Here is a 22,392-nt window from a genome sequence, read left to right on the forward strand (position 1 = left end):
AAAAATGTAATTCTTACATTTTTTAATTAATATGTTTAAACTTATGATTTAAATTCTCTGTAGCTGGTTTGAAATTCGGCTAAGTGCTGCAAGTGTACCTAAATGAGTAGGGGAAACACAAGTCTTGGTGTTTTGTGCCCGTGATCAGTTTGATGAAGAAGAAATTGGTCAACCTAAACTCAAATCCCGTATCGTACTCGGTTTGATGAAGTTGGCATCAGTTAACAACAGGCTTACGTTGGTCAATGTATTATAAACAGGTAGGGAGTTCCGAGTAATAGCGGCATATTTGAGTTTACGCCGCCGGCTAACGGCAGTTGGTGATTAAACTAATTTAATCTTTTTCCAGATGCTATACCCGCCATATATAAATACAAGCACGATAAACACATATACCCAGATCGAAATGTTACGCCCTGCAATAACCAGGTAAAGGTAAGGTATGCAGAAACTAACAGAGGCCAGTAGCAACGGCAATACTATTGCTTTTTTTGCCCTCAGATTTTTAATTACCAACCCAATAAATATTACAAGACTTACCTTGCTGACTAAATAAAGACAGCCCAGCAACAGGGGATCAACATCATGTTTTTCGCCCAGGGCAATGATCCAGTCTTTAATTAGTGTGAAAAAATCTGCCATAATTGCAATATATCATTAAACATTGGTACCTGGATGCAGAGAATATGAAATGTTCGTCATAAGGAATCAATTTGAAGCTTGTATCCTATAAATCCTTTTAACGTTTACGTTAACGTGAAATGTTTTTTATATTCGTAGAACTTTGAGGTACATACAACCTGTAGTACCTTCGCATTACAATTATAAACACGAAATTTCTATTTCATAAACCATGGGATGTAAGCCAAACTATATTGCGCGGGTAAAAAAGATATTGCTACTTGTTGTTACAGGCTGCGCATTAGTTGCCTGCAAACATGATAAAATAAAATCTACCTACACCATTGGCTTTTCGCAATGTGTTGGATCCGATCTTTGGCGCCGCACCATGCTCGAGGAGATGAAAACCGAGCTTTCGCTTCACCCCGGCGCGACCTTTATTTACACAGATGCTCAAAATAGCAGTGCCAAACAAATTGCACAGGTACGTAATATGCTGCGGCAAGGCATCGATCTGTTGGTGATCTCGCCGAACGAAGCACAGCCGCTTACACCTGTGGTAGAAGAGGCTTATAATAAAGGTATCCCGGTTATAATTATCGACAGAAAAACATCATCGCCATTATACACCGCTTATGTTGGCGCGGATAATTATGAACTGGGTAAAATGGCAGGAGAGTATATCGGCTCAACCATTAAAGGCCCGGTATCCATATTGGAAGTGATGGGCCTGCCGGGGTCGTCGCCAGCCATTGAACGCGATAGGGGATTTAACGACGGCATCCGGAAGTTTTCAAACATCCATGTTATCTCAAAAGTTTATGGCGACTGGCTTAAACCCAATGCCGAAAAACAACTATACAGGATAAAAGATAAGTTACCGTTGGTAAATGCGGTATTTGCGCATAATGATGTAATGGCATCTGGTGTTCGTGATATTTTTAGTCAGCTGAATATTGGCCACCAGGTAAAGATAGTAGGTGTAGATGCTTTGCCTGGTACCGGTGGCGGTTTAGGAATGGTATCTGATAAAATTATCGACGCGAGCGTACTTTATCCAACCGGTGGAAAGGAAGCAATGAGCACCGCGTTCAGGATATTGAATAAGGAGCCGTTTTCGAGAGAAAATATCCTGCAATCGTTAGTGATCGATTCATCTAACGTTCAATTAATGAAAATGCAATGGGCGCGCATCAATAACCAGCAAAAAGATATCGAAAAACAGCAGGTTTTAATAAAAGAACAACAGGGGATATATGATAGTCAGCAAACCGTTTTAGATGTTATTGTAATAACACTTGTGCTGGCAATTATTTTGGGCGGGCTTGCGTTTTACTCGCTTACCGAAAACAGGAAAATAAATAAAAGCCTCGCGGCAAAAAACGACGAGATCCTATCGCAGCGAAATCAACTAATAGTGATGTCGGAAAAGGCAGAAGCAGCTACCGAGGCTAAACTTAACTTTTTTACTAACGTATCTCACGAGTTTCGTACGCCATTAACACTTATCCTATCGCCACTGCAGGATATGATGAATAACGAGAAGCTTTTGGCCTTGGGCGGCAAAGATATCCGCATTATTTATCAAAATAGCCACCGGCTTTTAAGGCTGGTTAACCAGCTGATTGATTACCGTAAAATAGAATACGATAAGCAATCCATCAAAGCCTCAGCAAACAACATCGTAGCTTTTATAAGGGATATTGTAGATAATTTTAGGCCGCATGCTCAAAAACAACAGATCCATTTAAGTATATCATCTAACGTTAATGATATTAAATGCTGGTTTGATGTAAATATGCTTGATAAGGTTTTCTTTAATCTGATAGCCAATGCCATTAAATTTAACAACGAAAAGGGCAAGGTAAGGGTCAATATTGTTAAGCGCAATGATGAGGTGGTAATTGAGGTTGAAGATACAGGCGTTGGCATGAACCCCGAGGAACTTAACCTTGTTTTCGATCAGTTTTACCAGGCCGCACACATGCCATCTAACGGCTCTGGCATAGGCCTTTCGCTTTCCCGGGAGATCGTTAATGCGCACCACGGAAGTGTACAGGTACAAAGCGAAAAATGGAAGGGCAGTAAATTTACGGTTGTATTACCATTGGGCGATGATCATCTATCGGCCGATGAAAAAACTACCGAACCTGGCAATTGGGCGAACTTAAGCAAGCGATCTGAAATTTATAGTTCCGATCTTAAAAGTTCAGTCGCGTTAACACAGCCCGATCTGCTAAGCTCGCCTAAAGAGTTTTCTATACTTATTGTTGAAGATAACCAGGACTTACTGCATTACCTCGCCGCAAAATTCGACGAGTATTTTGAGGTTTACACAACAGATAATGGGCATGATGCCATAACGCAGGCTTATGAGCACGTTCCTGATCTGATCTTATCGGATATCGTATTGCCTGGCATTTCGGGCAAGGCTGTTTCAGAAAAGCTTAAATCAGATCTGCGCACTTCGCACATTCCTATTATCTTATTAACAGCGCAGGGGAGTGTGGAGCAGCAAATATCAGGTATTGACGCCATGGCCGATATTTATATCACCAAGCCGTTTAATTTCGATTACCTGCTGGCCAACGTAAAAAACCTTATCAAAAACCGTAGGATCTTAAAAGATCACTTTACCAGCGATATCAGTACTGGCGAAAGAACATCTGTGGCTAAAAGTATCGACAAGAAATTCATTAATGATTTTGCGGGTATTGTGGAGCAGAACTTATCGAACGATAAATTTAGCGTGGATGATATTTGCAAGCTGATAGGTATTTCCCGCATACAGCTTTACCGGAAGGTAAAGGCTTTATTGGGCTGCAGTATTACCGATTATATACTATCCCGCCGCTTAAAGAAGGCGCAATACCTGCTGCAAAACGAAAACTTTTCAATTGCAGAGATCACTTATCAGGTCGGCTTTTCAAATCCCAACTATTTTGCCACGGTATTTAAAGCAAAATACGGTTGTACACCTACCGAATTTAAACGAAATCCAGTAGCTTGATCCCCTCCTTCTTATCAGTTTAAAGCCACATAAGCATTAATGTGCTATGTGGCTTTTTTTATATTATCAGGTTGCAATTACCCCTTTATTTCATCCTCCAAAATCTAAATATTTCCTTGTGAGCCTTTGAACTGCTACGGGCGTAAATACGCTATGTCAAAAAGCGCAATTATCACAAAAAGTAAATTTTTAGCAATAGTTAAAGCCGTTGAAAGGCCTCATTTAAGTTCCAATGCGTTAAAAATACACATTTCGGCGATGTAACCAATTCAAAGATTCCATGTAACACCATTATAGATTCATTAATAAAAGTTATTTCCAAATGTATTTAAATAATTGATTTTCAGGTATTTGTTATTTGTTTCAATTCTTGTGTCTTTTGGTATAAAATCAATGACTGTGCATAGCATCTCCGGGCTACTTTGCGACAGTAAACCAAAAGACTAAATTATATATGAAGAAAAACTCCGTCCTGGCCTGGTCCATGGTCGTAGCCCTTGGTGGCTTTCTGTTTGGGTTCGACACCGCCGTTATCTCGGGTGCCGAAAAGTCAATTCAGCAATTCTGGCAGCTTTCTGTAATGGAACACGGCCTTACTATATCTATAGCTTTAATAGGAACGGTGATAGGCTCATTATTAGGTGCGCGGCCTTCAGATATTTTCGGCAGGAAAAATACCTTGTATTTTGTAGCTGCCGCTTACCTGTTATCATCAATAGGCACCGCGCTTGCAGATAACTGGTACATCTTTTTAATATTCAGGCTTTTGGGTGGCCTGGGGGTAGGCATTTCCTCTGTAACCGCGCCTATTTATATATCAGAAGTTTCACCTGCCGATAGGCGTGGGCGTTTAGTGGGTTTGTTTCAGTTTAACGTAGTACTGGGCATCCTGGTATCTTATCTTTCCAATTATCTTATTAGCCAGGGCGGTGAAAGCTCATGGCGCTGGATGCTTGGTGTGCAGGCTTTTCCATCCTTATTGTTTTTGATCCTCATCTATTTTATACCTGAAAGTCCGCGTTGGCTCATCCTTAAAAAAGGAGAAACTACCAGGGCGCTCGAGATATTACGCATTATTAACCCGCTTGATTGCGAGCAGGCTTTAACCGAGATCCAAAATTCAAAACTTGGCGAGGCATCTTCAAATACCAGTCTGTTTTCTGAGCAATATAAAACACCGATAATACTGGCGGTGTTGTTTGCCTTTTTTAACCAGGTATCGGGCATAAACGCCATCATTTACTACGCGCCACGCATTTTTGAAATGGCTGGTCTTGGCGCGCATTCATCGTTGCTATCAACCGTTGGCATAGGGGTTATCAATTTTATTTTCACACTGCTTGGCATCAATATTATTGATAAGGTAGGCAGGCGTATTTTAATGTTGGTAGGTTCGGTAGGGTTAATTATTTCGCTCTTCCTGGTTGCTATTACATTTTTCTCGGGTAGGTTCAACGGTTTTGCCATACCTGTTTACATGATGATCTTCATTGCTTTTTTCGCGTTTTCGCAAGGTGCGGTCATCTGGGTTTTTATATCCGAAATATTCCCGAACCAGGTACGCGCTAAGGGGCAAACGCTGGGCAGTTCAACGCACTGGATAATGGCCGCCATTATTGCTTTTTGCTTCCCATACCTGGCCGAGACCTTGGGCGGGGCTGTTACCTTTTCGTTTTTCTGTGTGATGATGGTATGCCAGTTCATTTTTGTGTGGAAGTTTATGCCCGAGACAAAGGGCCGGTCGCTTGAGCAGATAGAAACAAACATTGTAATGCATTAATGATGAACGCAGAAAGATCACAACATGCACAGGTGTTTTGCTTTGGCGAAATTCTTTGGGATTTGTTACCCGGCGGCGCACAACCTGGAGGGGCACCGCTTAACGTTGCCTATCATTTAAATAAGCTTGGTGTAAGTAGCGGCATTATCAGCAAAGTAGGCGATGATCTGGCTGGCCTTGAGCTGCTAAAGCTAATTAAGCAATGGGGCATAGCCGATGCGCTGATCCAAACAGATGACGAGTATGCCACGAGTGAAGTTTTGGTAAAGCTAAACAGCAATAAAGAAGCTACTTATGAGATACTGTATCCGGTTGCATGGGATTTTATTTCGGCCGGAGACTATACCGATGGGCAACTAAATACTGCTGACTATTTTGTTTACGGTAGCTTATCATCCCGCAATAAAACCACCCGCGAAACACTGTTAGCATTGCTTGATAATGAGTTATGCAACGTTTTGGATATCAACCTTCGGGAACCATATGTGAATAAGCAAACCCTTCAGCAACTGCTGATGAAAGCCGGCATTGTAAAGTTTAATGAGGCGGAGTTAACTCGCATAAACCAGCTGTTTGGTAGTAATTATATCACCGAACATGATAAAGTGAATTTTATACAGGATAAGTTTCAAATCTCCGAAGTGTTAGTAACCAAAGGAGGTGATGGTGCCATGTGCTATAACCTAAATGAAGCGTATCACGCTAAAGGGCCTAAAATAACTGTAAAGGATACCGTTGGCAGCGGCGATGCTTTCCTGGCCGCTTTTATTGCCGGTAAAATTGCCGGCGACAATACTCAAAACAATATCAATAACGCGGCGGCGATGGGCGCCTTTATCGCGACACAAAAAGGTGGCTGTCCGGAATACAGTCGCTCAGAGTTTGAAAATTTCAAAAACCAAATTATACCAATAAAAACAACATGAGAAAACTATTACTCTTTTGCTCCTTACTTGTCCTGTTGACAAGTGGAGCCTATGCACAAACACGCGAATTGAGCGGGGTGGTGAAAGACCACGAAGCTCAGGCACTACCCGGGGTTACGGTAGTTGTGGTTGAAACGCAAAAATCTACCGCTACAGATGTAAGCGGCAAATTCAAAATTCAAGCGGCTACCGGGCAAACACTTCGTTTTTCTTTTGTTGGATATAAAGCCATAGAAATTAAGGTTACAGACAGTAACGATAAGCTTGAAGTTAAGTTTCAACCCTCAGCAAGCGAGCTGAACGAAGTTGTTGTAACCGGTTATACTGCCGAAAGGAAAAAAGATTTAACAGGCGCTGTTACCGTAGTTAACGTTAAGGAGATCAAGGATATCCCACAAGGTAATGCTATGAAAGCTTTACAAGGCCGCGTAGCTGGTTTAACTGTATTTGCCGATGGATCGCCTAATGGCGGTGTAACCGTGAGGGTGCGTGGTACAACAACACTTAATAATAACGATCCATTGTATATTATTGATGGCATACCAACCCAACGTGGTTTGCAGGAAATAAACCAGAATGATATCGAATCGATACAGGTATTAAAAGATGCTTCGGCTACAAGTATCTACGGTTCGAGGGCTGCTGCCGGTGTGATCATTGTAACAACCAAACAAGGCAAAAATGGTGTACAGCGTATGGATTTCGACGCTTCAACATCATTACAATATTATACCAACAAACCTAAGCAACTTAACGCTTACCAGCATGGCCAGGCTTACTGGCAGGCACAGGTAAATGACAACCAATTCGGCCCCAACTTTGTAAACGGACAACCGGTTGAACCTGTTGAATTTGGAGGCGTTTACACATTCGACTGGAACAAAGATAACAGCAACCCAGTATTAAATAACGTGATCATCCGTGAATACCTGGATGCTGCAAAAACAATGAAATCTGCCAATACCGATTGGTTTGATGCCATATCGCAAACCTCGCTACTGCAATCTTATAACTTAAGTTTATCTAATGGTACAGAAAAAGGTAATTCATTGTTTTCTGTTGGATATTATGACAACAAGGGGATTATTCGTGAGTCGGGAAGTAAAAAATACACGTCGCGTTACAACAGCCAGTACAACTTTTTTAAAGGGAGGTTAAAAATAGGCGAAACCTTATCTGCTACTTACATGAGGGATAAGATATTGCCGACAGGTTCAATCACCAATTTATCATATATCGAAAACTCCATTATCCCGGTACATACTGTTGACGGAGTAGGTTTTGGCGGCCCAATTGCCGGTATGGATGATAGGGATAACCCATACCGATTAATAGAGGCCAATAAACAAAATGCCAACTCGTTCGGCAGGATATTCGGTAATGCTTACCTTGATTTTGAAGTTATTAAAGGGCTTCACTTTAAAACCACCTACGCTGTCGATCTTTCGGGTAACTACTACCGTTCGCTGCAAATTCCTTATACCGCTGGCTTTTTATCTGACCCACGTACAATTGCAGGCCAATCAAGCGATTACGCGGTTTCACAAACCTGGCAAAACCAGTTAACCTATGATCTGTCGATCAAAAAACACAGGTTAAACTTATTATTGGGCGAAGAGAACATCAAAAACACCTATCAAAACCACAATGGCAGCGCAGAAGGTTTAACACTTGCCGATATCAATTACGCATACCTGAGTGTAGGTAATAAAAATATCCAGGCGCATGGTGGTGGCTCGGGTGATGCCTTACTATCTTACTTTGCCAAAGCCAACTATTCGTTTGATGATAAATACCTGCTATCGGGTACTATCAGGAGGGACGGCTCTTCCAAATTCGGTCAAAATAACCGGTATGCCTATTTCCCGGCAGGTTCAGTAGGATGGAGGATAAGCCAGGAGAGTTTCATGAAAAATAACGTACCGTTGATCTCCGACCTGAAATTGAGGTTAGGCTGGGGACAAACCGGTAACCAAAATATTGCCAACAACGCGGTTTATTCGCTTTACCAGGCTATTTATAGCAACCAGGGCCCGGGTGGATCTGACAGCGGCAGTGCTTATGATATAACCGGATCCAATTCAGGCACACTTCCTTCGGGCTTTACCTCCATACAAACAGGTAACCCCAACCTTAAATGGGAAACAACCACCCAAACAAACTTAGGTTTGGATTTTGGATTGTTTGGCAATAAACTATCAGGATCGTTAGATGTATATAATAAAAATACTACCGATATCTTGATCAACCCACCATACCTGGCTATTTTGGGTGAAGGTGGTAACCAGTATTTTAACGGAGCATCCGAAAAAATAAAAGGTCTTGATGCTATCCTTTCATACTCAGGCCAGATCTCGTCTGATCTTACATTCAGTGTAACCGGAAACCTTTCACTTTATCGTGCTAAAATAACTAAACTTCCGGCGGCTGCCATTAATGGGTTCCCTGGTAATGGTACTACACAAACCATCCTCGGTCGTTCGCCCGGCTCACAGTTTGGCTACATTACAGAAGGTTTATTCACATCGATGGATGAGGTTAATAACTCGGCTGCACAGCCAGGAAAAGGTCTCGGTCGTATCCGCTATAAAGACGTTAACAACGATGGCAAGATCACCCCTGACGATGAACGTTATATTGGTGATTCTGCACCCGATTTTATTTATGGTTTAAACACCGCTGTTAATTACAAGGATTGGTCGTTATCATTCTTTTTTCAAGGTGTAAAAGGTGGATTGATCAACAATTCCTTCAAATACCTAACCGATTTTACTTCCATCGCCTCGGGATCAAATTGGGGTACCAGAACTTTAGATGCCTGGACACCTAAAAATACAGGCTCAACAATACCGGCGTTAACACTGGTTAACAACAATGATGAGGCCCGTCCGTCTAATTACTTCCTGGAAAGTGCTTCCTATTTAAAACTGCGCAACGTACAGTTATCCTATAACCTCAGGAATGCTTTTAAAAGCGCCAAACTGCAACGGGCTACTGTATTCATCCAGGCAAGTAATTTGCTAACATTCAAAACCTCATCATTTACCGGACCTGATCCTGAAACGGCAGGCAATCCGTACCCAATCCCAACCATCACCACCTTAGGCATCAACTTTTCATATTAATAAAGCAACAACATGAAAATCATAAAATATATCACAGTTTTTATACTTTGTATAATGGCTGTATCTTGTAAAAAATACCTGGACGAAGTACCGCAGGCAGTAGTATCGCAAGAAGACCTGAAAACTCCGGCAAATACTGACGCTATGGTGATAGCGGCTTATTCAGCCCTTGGTAACGATCGGTTTTTTATTCCCTATAGCAGCATGTGGGCATACGGAAGCATCCGTGGCGGCGATGCCTATAAAGGTGGCGGTGGCACCGGCGACGTTGGCGAGTTTCATCAGTTTGAAACATTTATCAATAACACGGTAACCAATGGTTCGGGCGATGCTGTGTTTTATCAATTGTTTGTTGGTATTGCCAGGTGCAATACGGCCCTGCAACTGGTAGAAGGGCAAACAGATGCAGCCTATCCGCTCAAAACACAAAGGCAGGCCGAACTTAGATTTTTGCGCGGTCATTTTTATTTCCTGCTCAAGATCCTCTTCAATCACATTCCCTATGTAGATGAAAGTATTCAAAAATCGGCTGATACTTATGGCTCTATTTCAAACGTGGCGCTCACCAGCGATCAGTTATGGAATAAAATAGCCGGAGATTTTGATTACGCAGCCGCAAACCTTCCGGTAACACAAACAGATGTTGGCCGCGCAACAAAAGGAGCGGCGCAGGCTTACCTGGCTAAAACATTGCTGTACCAGGCTTACACACAAGATGATAAAAACAACGTTACCGGTATAGATAAAACAAAGCTAACACGAGTAAATACCTTATGCGATAGCGTAATAAGCAGCGGTAAATATAGCCTTACTCCAGAGTTTGCTACCAATTTCCTCCCGCAATCTGATAACTCGTTGGAGAGTGTTTTTGCCATACAATATTCTAAAAATGATAACTCATCTATCGGCCGTACAGATGCCGGGCACGTGCTTGATTATCCAATGAATGCAGAATATGGTTGCTGCGGTTTTCATTCGCCAAGTAACAACATGGTGAACGCCTTTAAAACCGATGCAAACGGCTTACCTCAGTTTACTACATTTAATGATAACGACGTAGTACCAACCGGCGATTACAAAACAGGCTCGTTCGATCCAAGGCTTGACCACACCGTTGCTATTCCCGGCCACCCGTATAAATATCAAACCGGCCTGGTTTACCAGGCAGCCTGGGCGCGCGACCTGCAAAGTTATGGGCCGTTGTTAAGCATGAAAGAAACTGTGGCTTATACCGATCCTTCTTTTACCCGTTTCCCGCCGTTTATGTCCAGCTCAAAAAACTGGGAAATAATAAGGTATGCCGATGTGATATTGATGAAGGCCGAAGCTTTGATCCAAACCGGACGAGAAATTGAGGCATTGCCGCTGATCAATATGATCCGCACGAGGGCAGGTAACAGTACAGCCTTATTAAAGCAAAAAGATGGAACACCCACCTCAAATTACCGCGTGGATACCTACAAACCCGGCGTAAATTGCACTTGGACAAATGCCTACGCATGGCAAGCCCTGATGTTTGAACGCCGATTGGAGTTTGCTATGGAAGGCTACCACTTTTTTGACCTGGTTAGATGGGGTATAGCTGCTGAATATATCAACGCTTATTTCACAACCGAAACCAAACGCACACCACACCTGGTTGGCGCTAAGTTTACCAAAAACAGGGATGAGTATTTGCCGATATCACAGGCACAGATCAATTTTAGTCACGGTTTATATAAACAAAATACCGGTTGGTAATGGTTAATTTACAGGGCTGCTTTGTTTAGTACATGGTAGCCCTGTAATTATTGTATATTGAATGCACCAATTGTAAATACTGTAGCAAATGAAATTAAAGCATCAGCTGCTAACGATAGTTCTATTGATATCAATTGTTGGTAGTGGTTTTGCACAGCGTGTAATAACCGTTAAATCACTGCTTAACGATTTAACGGATAGGAACGAAGCTGCAAAATGGCCAGTCCCTTATTATACCATAATGCAGGCCAGCAGCTATGATCGTGCCTCGGTTTCGCCAAATGAGCCGGGTTGGTTTGCCAATGAAGATCATAGCAATTACATCCGTACTGATACCGTTAACGGCCACAGAGAACAGGTGATGATGGATGTTGACGGTCCCGGTGCCATTGTGCGGTTTTGGCTCACCACTTTTAAACGCGCAGGGATCATAAGGATCTATTTCGACAGGCATACAACACCAGAGGTCACAATACCGGCTTATGACCTTATGAAAAGCGGCTTGCAAATAGCAGCGCCTTTGTTAGCACCACACTCCAGTTATGAGCCAACAGAAAAAGGCGGCAGCACCCTTTATTTACCCTTGCCCTATGCCCGGCATTGCAAAGTAACTTTTGAGGATAATGAACCAACTAAGCAACCCCGCTATTATCAAATAAACTACAGAAACTATCCAAAGGGAACTTTGGTAAAAACTTTTACTGTGAAACAACTGGATGATTGCAAAGCCCTGGTAACATCGGTTAATGACAAACTTGCAAATCCGGTTGATGAGGTTACATTACCTAAAACATCGCTAAAAGGAAGTTTAGAGCCAACCAAACAACTATCTGTTAATTTGCCGTCGGGAAGTTCTGCTATCCATTTATTACAACTGTCAATCAAAACGGAAAAGCCGGAAGATCATGAACAGGCGCTGCGATCAACAATATTGCAGGTAAGTTTTGATGGCGAGCAAACCATTTGGTGCCCTGTGGGTGATTTTGGTGGGAGTGGGGTTGGTGCCAGGCCGCTGCAAAGCTGGTACAGAACTATAACACAGAAGGGGAAGATCATTAGCCGCTGGGTTATGCCATATCAAAAATCGGCCAAAATAACTTTGCTCAACCTGGGCGCAGTGGGCGTAAAGGTTTCATTAACTGCCACAACAGGCAAATGGAATTGGGACAAACGGAGCATGTATTTTCATGCCGATTGGAGAAGCCAAAATAACGTGCCCATTAAGCAAACCGAAAAGGACAAGCCCAGCGAATGGGAATTTAACGTTATTAATGGTAAGGGTGTTTTTATGGGCGATTCTTTCGCTGTGTACAATCACATGCATAAATGGTATGGTGAGGGTGATCAAAAACTTTGGGTTGATAACCTGAAATTCCCTACCGAATACGGAACAGGTACGGAAGATTACTACAATACCTCGTGGGCACCGGTGGTGCTCTATCAAACGCCATTTGCTAACGCGCCAAGGGCTGATAATGCGGACTCATTCGGCCATAACACATTTACACGCACCAGAAACCTTGATGCTGTTCCGTTTGCCCAAACGTTTAAGTACACGTTGGAAACCTTAGGCTGGGAAAATGGTACTGCCGATTTTGCCGCTACCACTTATTGGTATGGCTTTAAAAATACGAAAAGTAAAATGGTAGCGAACCAGGTGAAACCTGACATGTTACCTGAATAACAAATAACTACTAATCAATTAAAAAGATGAATAAACTTAAATTAATCAGTATGGCGCTCCTTGCAATGTCGGTAAAGGCATTTGCGCAAGAGAAAACAGAACCCACTCCACAATGGCGACCAACATACCATTTTACGCCAGATAAAAACTGGACAAACGACCCAAACGGGCTAATATTTTTGGATGGAAAATTTCAACTGTATTACCAGCACAATCCCTTCGAAAATAAATGGGGGCATATGAGCTGGGGGCACGCTACCAGTACCGATCTGGTACATTGGAAACATTTACCCGTAGCCATACCCGAAGTTGTAACTAAAGATACCACCACCTGGATCTATTCGGGATCGGCGGTTTTGGATAAGAAGAACACCAGCGGTTTTGGCAAAAATGGCAAAGCGCCGCTGGTTGCCATTTTTACGGCTGATCAGCCAAAGCAAAAAAAAGAATCGCAGTTTATCGCTTACAGCAATAACGGAGGGCTATCCTTCAAAATGTATGCAGGCAATCCGGTTATCGACCTCAACAAACGCGATTTCAGAGATCCGAACGTCTTCTGGTTCGAACCTGCTAAACAATGGATCATGACAGTTGCCATGGTTGATGAACACATGGTACGGTTTTACGGCTCGAAAAACCTAAAACAGTGGACTAAACTAAGCGATTTTGGCCCGGCCGGTTATACTAAAAATGGCTGGGAATGTCCTTCACTTATCCCGCTGCCTGTTGACGGTAATCCGGCTAAAACAAAATATGTATTATTTGTTTCATGCGGTGGCGATCATGGTCCGCTGATGCAATATTACATTGGTGATTTTGACGGCAAAACTTTTAAAAATGACAACGCCGCTGATAAGCTGTTAACGGTTGATTATGGCGACGCGTTCTACGCGGCTATAGCCTGGCGCGATGCACCTCAAGATAAAAAGATCCTTTTAGGCTGGCTGCAAAATGGCAGGAAAGAAACTTACCCATGGAAAGGCCAGATGGCTATCCCGCATGATCTATCAATCAAAACAACACCCGATGGTTTGAGGCTTTTCCAAAATCCTTCTACAATCGTGAGCAGTAAATTGCCTGTATTATCAAAAGGCAGGGTGCTGACCAAGGCTAATTTGGTTATTGATGATAAGAAAGTAAGCCTCACCGAAAATGGAAAGTTCAACAGCAACGCCAACTGGATTGATGCTGAATTTGAGGTTGGGAAAGCGCAAAAGTTTGGATTTAGTTTAACCGAGAAAGACGGTACCGAAAGGAATGTACTTGTTGGGTACGACGTTGCTAAACAGCAACTTTATATTGATTGCTCAAATTCAGAAAAGGCAAATAAATCGCCGGAGAATTTGGTACAAACCGCTCCGTTGAAAGCAATAAATGGCGTAGTAAAGATCAAGGTACTTATTGATAAATCATCATTAGAAGTATTTGGAAATGATGGCGAAAAAGTGATCTCGACAATGATATACCCGGATGCAGCGGCTACCGGAGTATCCGTATTTGCCGAAGGTAAAGCAGTACTGAAAAAACTAAAATTGTGGGACTTGCAATAACTTAATGTTCCCATTTGTTTAGTGTACATGCTTAATAAAGAAAGCCCTTAACTATCCAGGTTAAGGGCTTTCTTTATTAAAAAATTTATAATGCGTGAATTATTTTGATTTACAATTCTGAGATCAGTTCAGATATCCTGTTGGAGATACCTACTTCATTATCATACCAGGCAACAACCTTAACCAATTTTCCGATAGCTTTGGTCATTGTACCATCTACAATAGATGAATGTGTGTTACCTAATATATCAGAAGATACAAATGCCTCCTCGGTATATTGCATAACGCCTTTAAGTGAACTATCGGCATAACGCTTTAAAACCTCGTTGATCTCGGCTGCTGTAACTTCTTTTTGTAAATTGATAGAAAGATCCACAATAGAACCGTCAATTACAGGAACGCGGTATGAGTAGCCATCCAGTTTGCCTTTTAGGTTCGGTAACACATCTCCGATAGCTTTAGCTGCGCCGGTTGTGGTAGGGATGATGTTATATGCGGCGGCACGTGCCCTGCGAAGGTCTTTATGAGGCGCGTCCTGCAGGTTTTGGTCGGCTGTAAAGGCATGAACAGTAACCATATATCCCGATTCGATGCCGTATTCTTTATCCAGGATATGCAAAACCGGGGCGATACTACCAGTGGTACACGAGGCTGTTGAATAGATCTGGTCGCCGCCTATCAAATCATTATTTACACCGTGAACGATAGTTTTAACGCCTCCGGTTGCCGGTGCGGTGATCAAAACCTTTTTCGCTCCGGCCCTGAGATGGGCCTCGGCAGAAGCCTTGTCTGTGAACCTTCCGGTCGATTCAATAACCGCATCGATCCCTAATTCAGTCCAGGGCAGTTTTTCAGGGTCTTTTTCGCTTAACAGTTTTATTCGCTTTGTTCCAACTACAATATAGTCACCTTCTGCAGATACAGTTCCGGGAAAGCGGCTGTGTGCCGTATCGTATTTTAGTAGGTGTACAAGTGTAGCAATATCTGTAAGGTCGTTTATAGCAACTACCTCTATATTGGTTTTATCCTGTAATGCGCGCAGGGTCATTCTTCCGATCCTGCCAAATCCATTGATCGCGATTTTCATATTATCAAAAATTTATGTTGTTAAAAAATAAAGGCATGAATAGTCTGTTACGCCGATCGTGTGTAGATAGCGTTCCGTTGAGGTGTTGTTTTAATTAGTTAAACCGGGTTTGCTAAACTCGGGGAGCCAGCCGCAAGCAGGCTTTCAATGCCGGCATCTGATAGCGATGTGCGGAAAGCCCGGCGATAATCTGACGGGGTTGTATTGAGGTGCCTCAAAAAGATCCGCCGCATGGAAACTAAGCCACCCAGGCCACATAAATCGGCTATCTTTTCAAGGGATACATCCGAATCTTCCAGGTATTTCCGGGCAGCTTCAACCCGCAGCTTTTCAACAAATTTAGCAGGTGGCATTCCTGTTTCTCTATGAAACACACGGGTGAAGTTTCTGGTGCTCATATTCATTTGATCGGCAATCTGGTTCACTTCGAGTTTTTCATTCAGGTGCCCGGCAATCCAGTTCTGTGTTTTTTTGCCGATGTGCTCCCGCTCAAAAACAGGCAGCAAATTGCCGAACTGCGACTGAAATCCCGGGCGACTTAAATAGAAAACCAGTTTACGTGCTACACTGATCGCTAAATCTTTGTTATGATCCTGTTCAACCAAAGCTAATGACAAGTCGATCCCGGACGAAACACCGGCTGAAGTATAAACATGCCCATCCCGGGTAAAAAACGGGTTCGCGTTAACTTTAACTTCAGGGTAGGTTTTACTTAACCGTTCGCTCGATTGCCAATGCGTAGTCGCCTTTCTGCCCTTTAATATCCCGGCTTTCGCTAAAACAAATGCTCCGCCACAAATTGAGGCTATACGGCGGGTATTGTGTTCGTTTCGGGTGGCCAACCAATCATAAAAGCAAGTGAGATCTGGCTGACTGGCTTCCCTGGAATCGTTTCCTGCTATGATCAGCGTATCGATGGGGCTTTGTATATCTGCTACAAATAATTCGCAATTAATGCTCATTCCGGCGGCGGTATCCAGTTTTTTGCTTGCGGTAGGGGCCACGATCTTTACATCATAACCACCGGGTATTCCACGGTCGTCAAGGTACCTATCAGCATTGATAAAAACATCGGCAGGCCCCGAGAAGTTAAGCAACATGCCGCTGCTCATCGCTACGATGATGATCTTTTTCTTTTCCGGATGTTCAGCCTTCTGATTCATAAGTCAAATTTAAAACATCTCTCAGTAGTCTCAAAGGACATAAATTATACAATTTAGGCCAATGGTCAATGAAGTGATATTTTAACCGAAATGTCATAAAATAATCAATGTTTAAATATATGTAGTTAACTACGTATTATTGTAAGTAGATAAAATCACAAACATGGAATTTATTATAAAACCGATACATAACCAGCATTGTGCCGAGATCATAGATCTGATCCTGACCATCCAGCAAAAAGAATTTAATTTAACCATCACTATTGATGCCCAGCCCGATCTGTTGGATATAGATACCAATTATCATAAAAACGGAGGCGATTTCTGGGGTGCTTTTAATGGCGAGGAACTGATGGGTACTATAGGACTGATCAATTCGGACAGTAAAATGGGTACTATCCGTAAAATGTTCGTAAAAAAGGAATACAGAGGTAAGGACTTGGGTGTGGCGCAGCAATTGTTAAATACGCTATTGCAAAGCTGCCGTGATAAAGGCATTACTGAAGTTTACCTGGGTACCGTACATCAATTAAAAGCCGCGCACCGCTTTTACGAGCGTAACGGTTTTACGGAGATAGATGTGAATGATATTCCGGCCGGTTTTCCGCGCATGATGACCGACAATTTGTTTTATCACCTTCATTTAAACAATTAATAACCTTTATATGGGAGTAATTGAGGAATCAGGCATATTGGCCATAGCCACAAGGATGCAACGCCTGAGCGAGCAAATGCGAAAGGATGCTTTGCTTATTTATAAAGCTCATGGTATCGACTTTGAACCTAAATGGTTCCCGGTGATGTACACGCTGCATTTTAACCCAGTTTTGAGCATAGTTGAAGTAGCCTCAGAAATTGGCTACAGTCACCCCTCAACCATCATTTTATTAAAAGAGCTGGAGAAGCTGAAGTTTATCAGGTCGTCAAAAGATAAAGCCGATGAGCGTAAACGCCTGGTGCAACTCACCGAAAAGGGAAAGCAGCTTATTGAACAAATGAGGCCGGCCTGGGAGATCATGATCAGTGCCGCTACTGAACTCACCAATACCCAAAATAACCTGATGAAAGCTCTTGACGAGGTTGAACAACAAATGGAGATCCAGAGCTTTTATCAACGGGCCAAAAGCCATATGGCCGCTAATCAATCTAAAAAAAATGAACTCAATAATTGATATGAATATCCAGATCAGAAATATAAGGCCCGGCGATAATGCTGAGCTTGCAAGTATAATCCGTAAATCGTTAGAGGAATTTGACGTACCAAAAGTGGGCACTGTTTATTCCGACCCGGACACCGACCGGCTTTACCAGCTATTTGAAGAAACCCCAAACAGCTGCTATTTTGTGGCCGAAGAAGATGGTGTTTTGATTGGCGGCTGCGGAATATACCCAACCAACGGCTTACCGGCAGGCTACGCCGAACTGGTAAAGCTATACCTTACATCGGCTACGCGCGGTAAAGGAATTGGTAAAATGCTAATGGATAAATGCTGCGAAGCCGCAAAAGCAAACGGATATACACATTTATACCTCGAATCCTTTCCTCAGCTGGCAAAGGCGGTAAGCATGTATGAAAAAGCCGGCTATAAGCCGTTGGATAAAGCGTTGGGTAACTCTGGTCATTTTGCCTGCACCATTTGGATGGTGAAGGAGTTGTAATTTTACTTTTCAATCTTATCCTGTTATTTTCAACCACTGTTGCTCGCGTATATGTAGGGAAACGCAGATCGGGGTCAAATACAAGGTTGGACTAATTATGCCATCAAATCTGGCTTATATGGTAAGCTAAATTTGACGGCATAGTTTTAGCTATCTTTCTGGAAAAAGAAACCATGAGTTGGACCTGCCCGGATTGCGACCGCGAATTACCCTGGAAAGATTACCGGCACTATTGCGCACGGGTGAGCCTGAACAGCTTGTTTGAAGGCCGTTCCCCCGAATTACTGCTGGCCTTTGATAAGATACTTGCCGAGGTAGCAGATTGGCCCGATGTACTGGTAGGCGTTACGCCAAATTGTATCGTTTTTACCCGCCGAGTGGGCTTCCTGATCATCCGGCCCATGAAAAAAGAACTCGATATAAAGTTTTATTCGGCAGTAGCACACCCGGAAAAGCCGGTAATAAAAAGTGTAGCCTCCGGTAAAAAGTTCGAGAACCATATCCGTATCACTTCGGCAGATGATGTACGCCCCGGTTTATTTGTTTATATCCGCGAGGCGTACGAGTTGCAATAAATAATCTCCGTTCAAAGCTTAATTTATTCCTTTAACCAATTTAAATATCGCGTCTACCGCTTTTGGATAGCCACCCGCTTCTCTAAAAGATTGATCGATCTTTACTAGGTTTTCGCGATAACTGCTTTTTGTAACCTCGGTTACCGCCTCACGCAATTCTTCCGCCGTTAATTGCTTGTGATCGAGTACTACAGTGGCGCCTAATTCATTAGCCCTGGCTGCCAGCAGTGGCTGATCTGCGCCTAATGGAATGGAAACAAATGGTACATGTTGATCGATCAGATCGCTCATACTGTTCATCCCGGCGTGGGTGATCGCTACTTTTGTAAATCGCAGTAATTCGCGTTGAGGTACATAATCTCTAACGATAAAATTATCCGGTACTTCAGCAAGGTCAACCTGGTGCGCGGCCATCACCACCAGGTAAGGCGAATTTTTAAAAGCATCGAAAAATATCTGATAGATCGATTTATCGAAATTACTAAAAACTGTACCCAACGAAATATAGATCACATCTTTGCCTTCCAGCAAGTCAAAAGGAAAATCCATTTGTTGGCCGCGGTCATAAATTGGCGGGCCTACAAAAATAAAGGAGTCGTCAAAAAAAGTGCTTTCTGGTGCGAAGTAGCGGGAGGTATAAACTATGTTCAAATCACCGCGGTTCATCAGCAGTTGAAGAGGCCGCTCTGGCATTTGTATCCCATAACGTTTTTCAATTGAACGGGCTACCGGCTCATAAGCGGCGTCCATTTCTGCGCTTCCCATAAAGTTTTCACCGCTGTTGATCCGTTTTTCCATCTGATCGAGACCGGCGAAGACAGCCAAAGACGATATGGTAGGAACTTTAAGGATCTGCCGGATTATCGAAGCAAATGGAAATCCCATGGAATGGATCAAATAGTCGATCCTGATGTTTTTTATATATTCAAGAATATCCGCCACAACATGTTCTGCCTGCGCTATAACACCCGGTAAAGGGCGGGGATGGCCAGGTACCAGCGGCTTAAAAATATCCATATCAATAACGTAGGGCGCATAAGTTGCCCCGGTAGCCTCAACGGCTTTTTTGAATGTTTCGGATGTGAAATAAATAACCTGCTCGCCCTGTTTTACCAATTCTGCTACGAGGCCAAGGGTGGGGTTAACATTGCCATGCGCCGGAGCGCTTAAAAATAATACTGTTGCCATACCCTTGAGGACGAATGAAAACCAAAAACATTTTAAAGCTTTTGACTGCTTTGAAGAGGCTTCAACATCGGGTGGCTGTGAATGAGCAGCGGTAGATCCCAAACACCAGGGAAATCGCTTTTAAAAAGGAGGCACCTACGGAGCCAAAATCTGAAAAACGTATTCTACAAACATGGTACTCCTAAGGAGTTATATGGCGAATATTTCAAACTCCGTAGGAGTACCATGTTTGTAGCGAATATGAAAGATGTTTTTTGGCTCCGTAGGTGCCTCCTAATCGTTATTGAATTTAAAGGCGGTTTCCCGGACCCCAACACGTATTTCCATGTAAACTTCTATAATTCATTACTTTTGTAAGTGATACCGGCAATCAGGAGTATTTTGCAAATGAAAATTATTGATGGAAACTTATAATTTACCCGAGGATCTGTTAGATGGGCCTGCCGAAGATGTGAATGATGTAGTGATCCGTTGCTATACATCCGGGAAGGATTCTGTTAAAAATAAGATCGTCCTCGGTTGTAATATGATCAACCTGCTGGTTAGCGGTACCAAGACAATCGTTTACCCCGACTCGACAGCTGTTGTTAATGCAGGCGAACTGGTGGTACTATCGGCCGGAAATGTTTTAACTTCTGAATTACTTGCAAACGGTGAGCATTTTAGCAGTATCCTGTTTTATTTCAGCAATGAGATATTGAACCGCTTTTTGATCAAGTATGAACATCTATTAAATAGCACGGTATCCAAATATGGCAGGCAGCCATTTCTTATTTTTAAACAGGATGCGTTTATCACGCAATTTATTTCATCGGTTGAAGATCTGGTAAATTCCGGTCAGGAATTACCAGCTCCCGTGCGCCTTCTTAAAATAGAAGAATTACTTTTATATCTGCTGCATGCCGATCCCGAACGGTTTCGGGCAATACAGATCATTACCGCTGATAAAGCCCAATTGCAGCTCAAAAAGGTGGTGGAAAGCCATGCCGGCCGCCAGATCACTGTTGATGAACTTGCTTTTCTTTGCCATATGAGCATATCAACCTTTAAACGAAGATTTAATGAGCTATATCATACCACGCCGCAAAAATGGTTGCTTAAGAGTAAGTTAGAGCTGGCTGCCGAGCTTTTGCGTTCTGTAGATGAAAGCCCGTCCGGCGTTTATATGAAGGTTGGCTATCAAAACCACTCCAGCTTTACCGCAGCCTTCCGAAATCATTTTGGCTTCACACCGAGCGAATACCGCCATCAACAATTGAACGTGCCGCAATAATTCCTGAACGTTTGCCCTTAACGCTGCGGTACCAACCAAGGCTACTTTTGTTCCATCTAAATAAATAAAAAATGGAAACAAATATGGAAGATAACAAAGTAGCTGTACGCCGCTTTAACCAGGAAGTGATAGCCGCATGGGATGAAAATAGTTTCAACGCGCTTATGCACCAGAATTTTGTGAACCGATCGGCCCCGATGGGTATGGATAGCGGTAAAGAAGGCATGCGCTATTTTTTTAACGAGATATTAAGGCCTGCCATACCCAATATTAGCGTAACAATTCACCAACAAGTAGCCGAAGGCGATTGGGTTACCACCCGCAAAACAATAAGCGGTACGCACACCGGAAACCTTTTAGGGATACCCGCCACAGGAAAAGCCATCCAGATAGATGTGATAGATATTGTTCGCCTGCAAGATGGAAAATACATTGAACACTGGGGCATTACCACTTTACCCGAGTTGCTGGCAAATTTATCATCAAAGGCTTAATATGAATAAAGCATATTTTGAAGAGTTGGCGGCCTACAACAACTGGGCCGACAATAAAGCGATAAGTTGGCTAAGCGGTATCACCGATGAACAGTGGGACAAAGTAAACGCAAGCAGTTTTAACAGCGTTAAACAAACTGCCATTCATATTGCAAGTGCTGAGAAGATCTGGATCGACTTTTGGACCGGGGTAAATACCCCGGTTTATCTATCGTCGGTATTTACCGGTTCCAAAGCCGAATTGATGGATATATGGCAGAAAGCCAGTAGAGGAATAGTGGACTTTGTAAATGGCCACCCCGAGGCTGATCTTGAAAAAACTATAAATTTTATCTACCCAAACGGCAGGATTGGTGAAATAAGATACTTTCAAAGCTTCGCACATTGCATTAATCATTCTACCTATCATCGTGGGCAGTTGGTCACCTTATTGCGGCAGGTTGGATTTAGCGATTTTTCTTCTGTTGATCTGGCTACCTATTACGTTAGCCAAAACGCTACCGCGAATTTGTTTTAA

The 22,392-nt window shown here is 42.8% G+C and carries 18 protein-coding genes; 14 read left to right on the forward strand and 4 right to left on the reverse strand.

What is annotated here, in order from left to right; all coding sequences use genetic code 11:
* Nucleotides 1–324 precede the first annotated feature (324 nt).
* On the reverse strand, nucleotides 325–642 hold the full coding sequence (locus tag AAFN85_RS16870; RefSeq protein ID WP_347528775.1) for a hypothetical protein: 318 nt from the start codon (nucleotides 640–642) through the stop codon (nucleotides 325–327).
* 211 nt (nucleotides 643–853) lie between these two features.
* Here AAFN85_RS16870 and AAFN85_RS16875 point away from each other — a divergent pair, with 211 nt between their 5' ends.
* The 7 genes from AAFN85_RS16875 to AAFN85_RS16905 all read left to right on the forward strand — a co-directional run bounded on the left by AAFN85_RS16875 (nucleotide 854) and on the right by AAFN85_RS16905 (nucleotide 14,436).
* Nucleotides 854–3,631, forward strand: coding sequence for a substrate-binding domain-containing protein (locus AAFN85_RS16875; RefSeq protein ID WP_347528776.1), 2,778 nt, complete (start codon nucleotides 854–856; stop codon nucleotides 3,629–3,631).
* A gap of 454 nt (nucleotides 3,632–4,085) precedes the next feature.
* On the forward strand, nucleotides 4,086–5,411 hold the full coding sequence (locus AAFN85_RS16880; protein WP_347528777.1) for a sugar porter family MFS transporter: 1,326 nt from the start codon (nucleotides 4,086–4,088) through the stop codon (nucleotides 5,409–5,411).
* Nucleotides 5,411–6,337: a carbohydrate kinase gene (locus AAFN85_RS16885; RefSeq protein ID WP_347528778.1), complete on the forward strand. Its 927-nt coding sequence runs from the start codon at nucleotides 5,411–5,413 to the stop codon at nucleotides 6,335–6,337. The genes AAFN85_RS16880 and AAFN85_RS16885 overlap by 1 nt, the downstream gene beginning before the upstream one ends.
* Nucleotides 6,334–9,462, forward strand: coding sequence for a TonB-dependent receptor (locus AAFN85_RS16890; protein ID WP_347528779.1), 3,129 nt, complete (start codon nucleotides 6,334–6,336; stop codon nucleotides 9,460–9,462). The genes AAFN85_RS16885 and AAFN85_RS16890 overlap by 4 nt, the downstream gene beginning before the upstream one ends.
* 12 nt (nucleotides 9,463–9,474) lie before the next feature.
* Entirely contained in the window at nucleotides 9,475–11,202 is a 1,728-nt protein-coding gene (locus AAFN85_RS16895; RefSeq protein WP_347528780.1) for a RagB/SusD family nutrient uptake outer membrane protein, read from the forward strand.
* A gap of 88 nt (nucleotides 11,203–11,290) precedes the next feature.
* Nucleotides 11,291–12,886 carry a glycoside hydrolase family 172 protein gene (locus tag AAFN85_RS16900; protein ID WP_347528781.1) on the forward strand — a complete coding sequence of 532 codons (1,596 nt, stop codon included), beginning with the start codon at nucleotides 11,291–11,293 and terminating at the stop codon, nucleotides 12,884–12,886.
* Between the two features lie 26 nt (nucleotides 12,887–12,912).
* Complete coding sequence (locus AAFN85_RS16905) at nucleotides 12,913–14,436, forward strand: glycoside hydrolase family 32 protein (RefSeq protein ID WP_347528782.1); 1,524 nt, start codon at nucleotides 12,913–12,915, stop codon at nucleotides 14,434–14,436.
* A gap of 109 nt (nucleotides 14,437–14,545) precedes the next feature.
* On the opposite strand, the gene gap is transcribed toward AAFN85_RS16905, so the two are convergent.
* Complete coding sequence (gap, locus tag AAFN85_RS16910; protein WP_347528783.1) at nucleotides 14,546–15,523, reverse strand: type I glyceraldehyde-3-phosphate dehydrogenase; 978 nt, start codon at nucleotides 15,521–15,523, stop codon at nucleotides 14,546–14,548.
* Nucleotides 15,524–15,621: 98 nt separating this feature from the next.
* The gene (locus AAFN85_RS16915) at nucleotides 15,622–16,686 is read right to left on the reverse strand and encodes a helix-turn-helix domain-containing protein (RefSeq protein WP_347528784.1); all 1,065 of its coding nucleotides are present in this window, start codon (nucleotides 16,684–16,686) and stop codon (nucleotides 15,622–15,624) included.
* Nucleotides 16,687–16,849: 163 nt separating this feature from the next.
* Here AAFN85_RS16915 and AAFN85_RS16920 point away from each other — a divergent pair, with 163 nt between their 5' ends.
* The 4 genes from AAFN85_RS16920 to AAFN85_RS16935 all read left to right on the forward strand — a co-directional run bounded on the left by AAFN85_RS16920 (nucleotide 16,850) and on the right by AAFN85_RS16935 (nucleotide 18,920).
* Nucleotides 16,850–17,341 carry a GNAT family N-acetyltransferase gene (locus tag AAFN85_RS16920; protein WP_347528785.1) on the forward strand — a complete coding sequence of 164 codons (492 nt, stop codon included), beginning with the start codon at nucleotides 16,850–16,852 and terminating at the stop codon, nucleotides 17,339–17,341.
* A gap of 10 nt (nucleotides 17,342–17,351) precedes the next feature.
* Nucleotides 17,352–17,858 carry a MarR family transcriptional regulator gene (locus tag AAFN85_RS16925; protein ID WP_347528786.1) on the forward strand — a complete coding sequence of 169 codons (507 nt, stop codon included), beginning with the start codon at nucleotides 17,352–17,354 and terminating at the stop codon, nucleotides 17,856–17,858.
* Entirely contained in the window at nucleotides 17,842–18,345 is a 504-nt protein-coding gene (locus tag AAFN85_RS16930) for a GNAT family N-acetyltransferase (protein WP_347528787.1), read from the forward strand. The genes AAFN85_RS16925 and AAFN85_RS16930 overlap by 17 nt, the downstream gene beginning before the upstream one ends.
* 173 nt (nucleotides 18,346–18,518) lie before the next feature.
* Nucleotides 18,519–18,920, forward strand: coding sequence for a DUF5655 domain-containing protein (locus tag AAFN85_RS16935; RefSeq protein WP_347528788.1), 402 nt, complete (start codon nucleotides 18,519–18,521; stop codon nucleotides 18,918–18,920).
* Nucleotides 18,921–18,938: 18 nt separating this feature from the next.
* Here AAFN85_RS16935 and AAFN85_RS16940 read toward each other — a convergent pair whose 3' ends face one another.
* Nucleotides 18,939–20,108 (reverse strand): macrolide family glycosyltransferase, encoded by a 1,170-nt coding sequence (locus AAFN85_RS16940; protein WP_347528789.1) that lies wholly within the window; start codon nucleotides 20,106–20,108, stop codon nucleotides 18,939–18,941.
* Between the two features lie 400 nt (nucleotides 20,109–20,508).
* Between AAFN85_RS16940 and AAFN85_RS16945 the strand changes: the two genes are divergently transcribed.
* The 3 genes from AAFN85_RS16945 (at nucleotide 20,509) to AAFN85_RS16955 (ending at nucleotide 22,392) form a co-directional block, all read left to right on the forward strand.
* Nucleotides 20,509–21,381 carry an AraC family transcriptional regulator gene (locus AAFN85_RS16945; RefSeq protein ID WP_347528790.1) on the forward strand — a complete coding sequence of 291 codons (873 nt, stop codon included), beginning with the start codon at nucleotides 20,509–20,511 and terminating at the stop codon, nucleotides 21,379–21,381.
* Between the two features lie 71 nt (nucleotides 21,382–21,452).
* Entirely contained in the window at nucleotides 21,453–21,875 is a 423-nt protein-coding gene (locus AAFN85_RS16950; protein WP_347528791.1) for an ester cyclase, read from the forward strand.
* A gap of 1 nt (nucleotide 21,876) precedes the next feature.
* Nucleotides 21,877–22,392: a DinB family protein gene (locus AAFN85_RS16955; RefSeq protein ID WP_347528792.1), complete on the forward strand. Its 516-nt coding sequence runs from the start codon at nucleotides 21,877–21,879 to the stop codon at nucleotides 22,390–22,392.

Source organism: Mucilaginibacter sp. CAU 1740 (genome assembly GCF_039839285.1).
In the GTDB taxonomy this organism is placed as follows: Bacteria; Bacteroidota; Bacteroidia; order Sphingobacteriales; family Sphingobacteriaceae; genus Mucilaginibacter.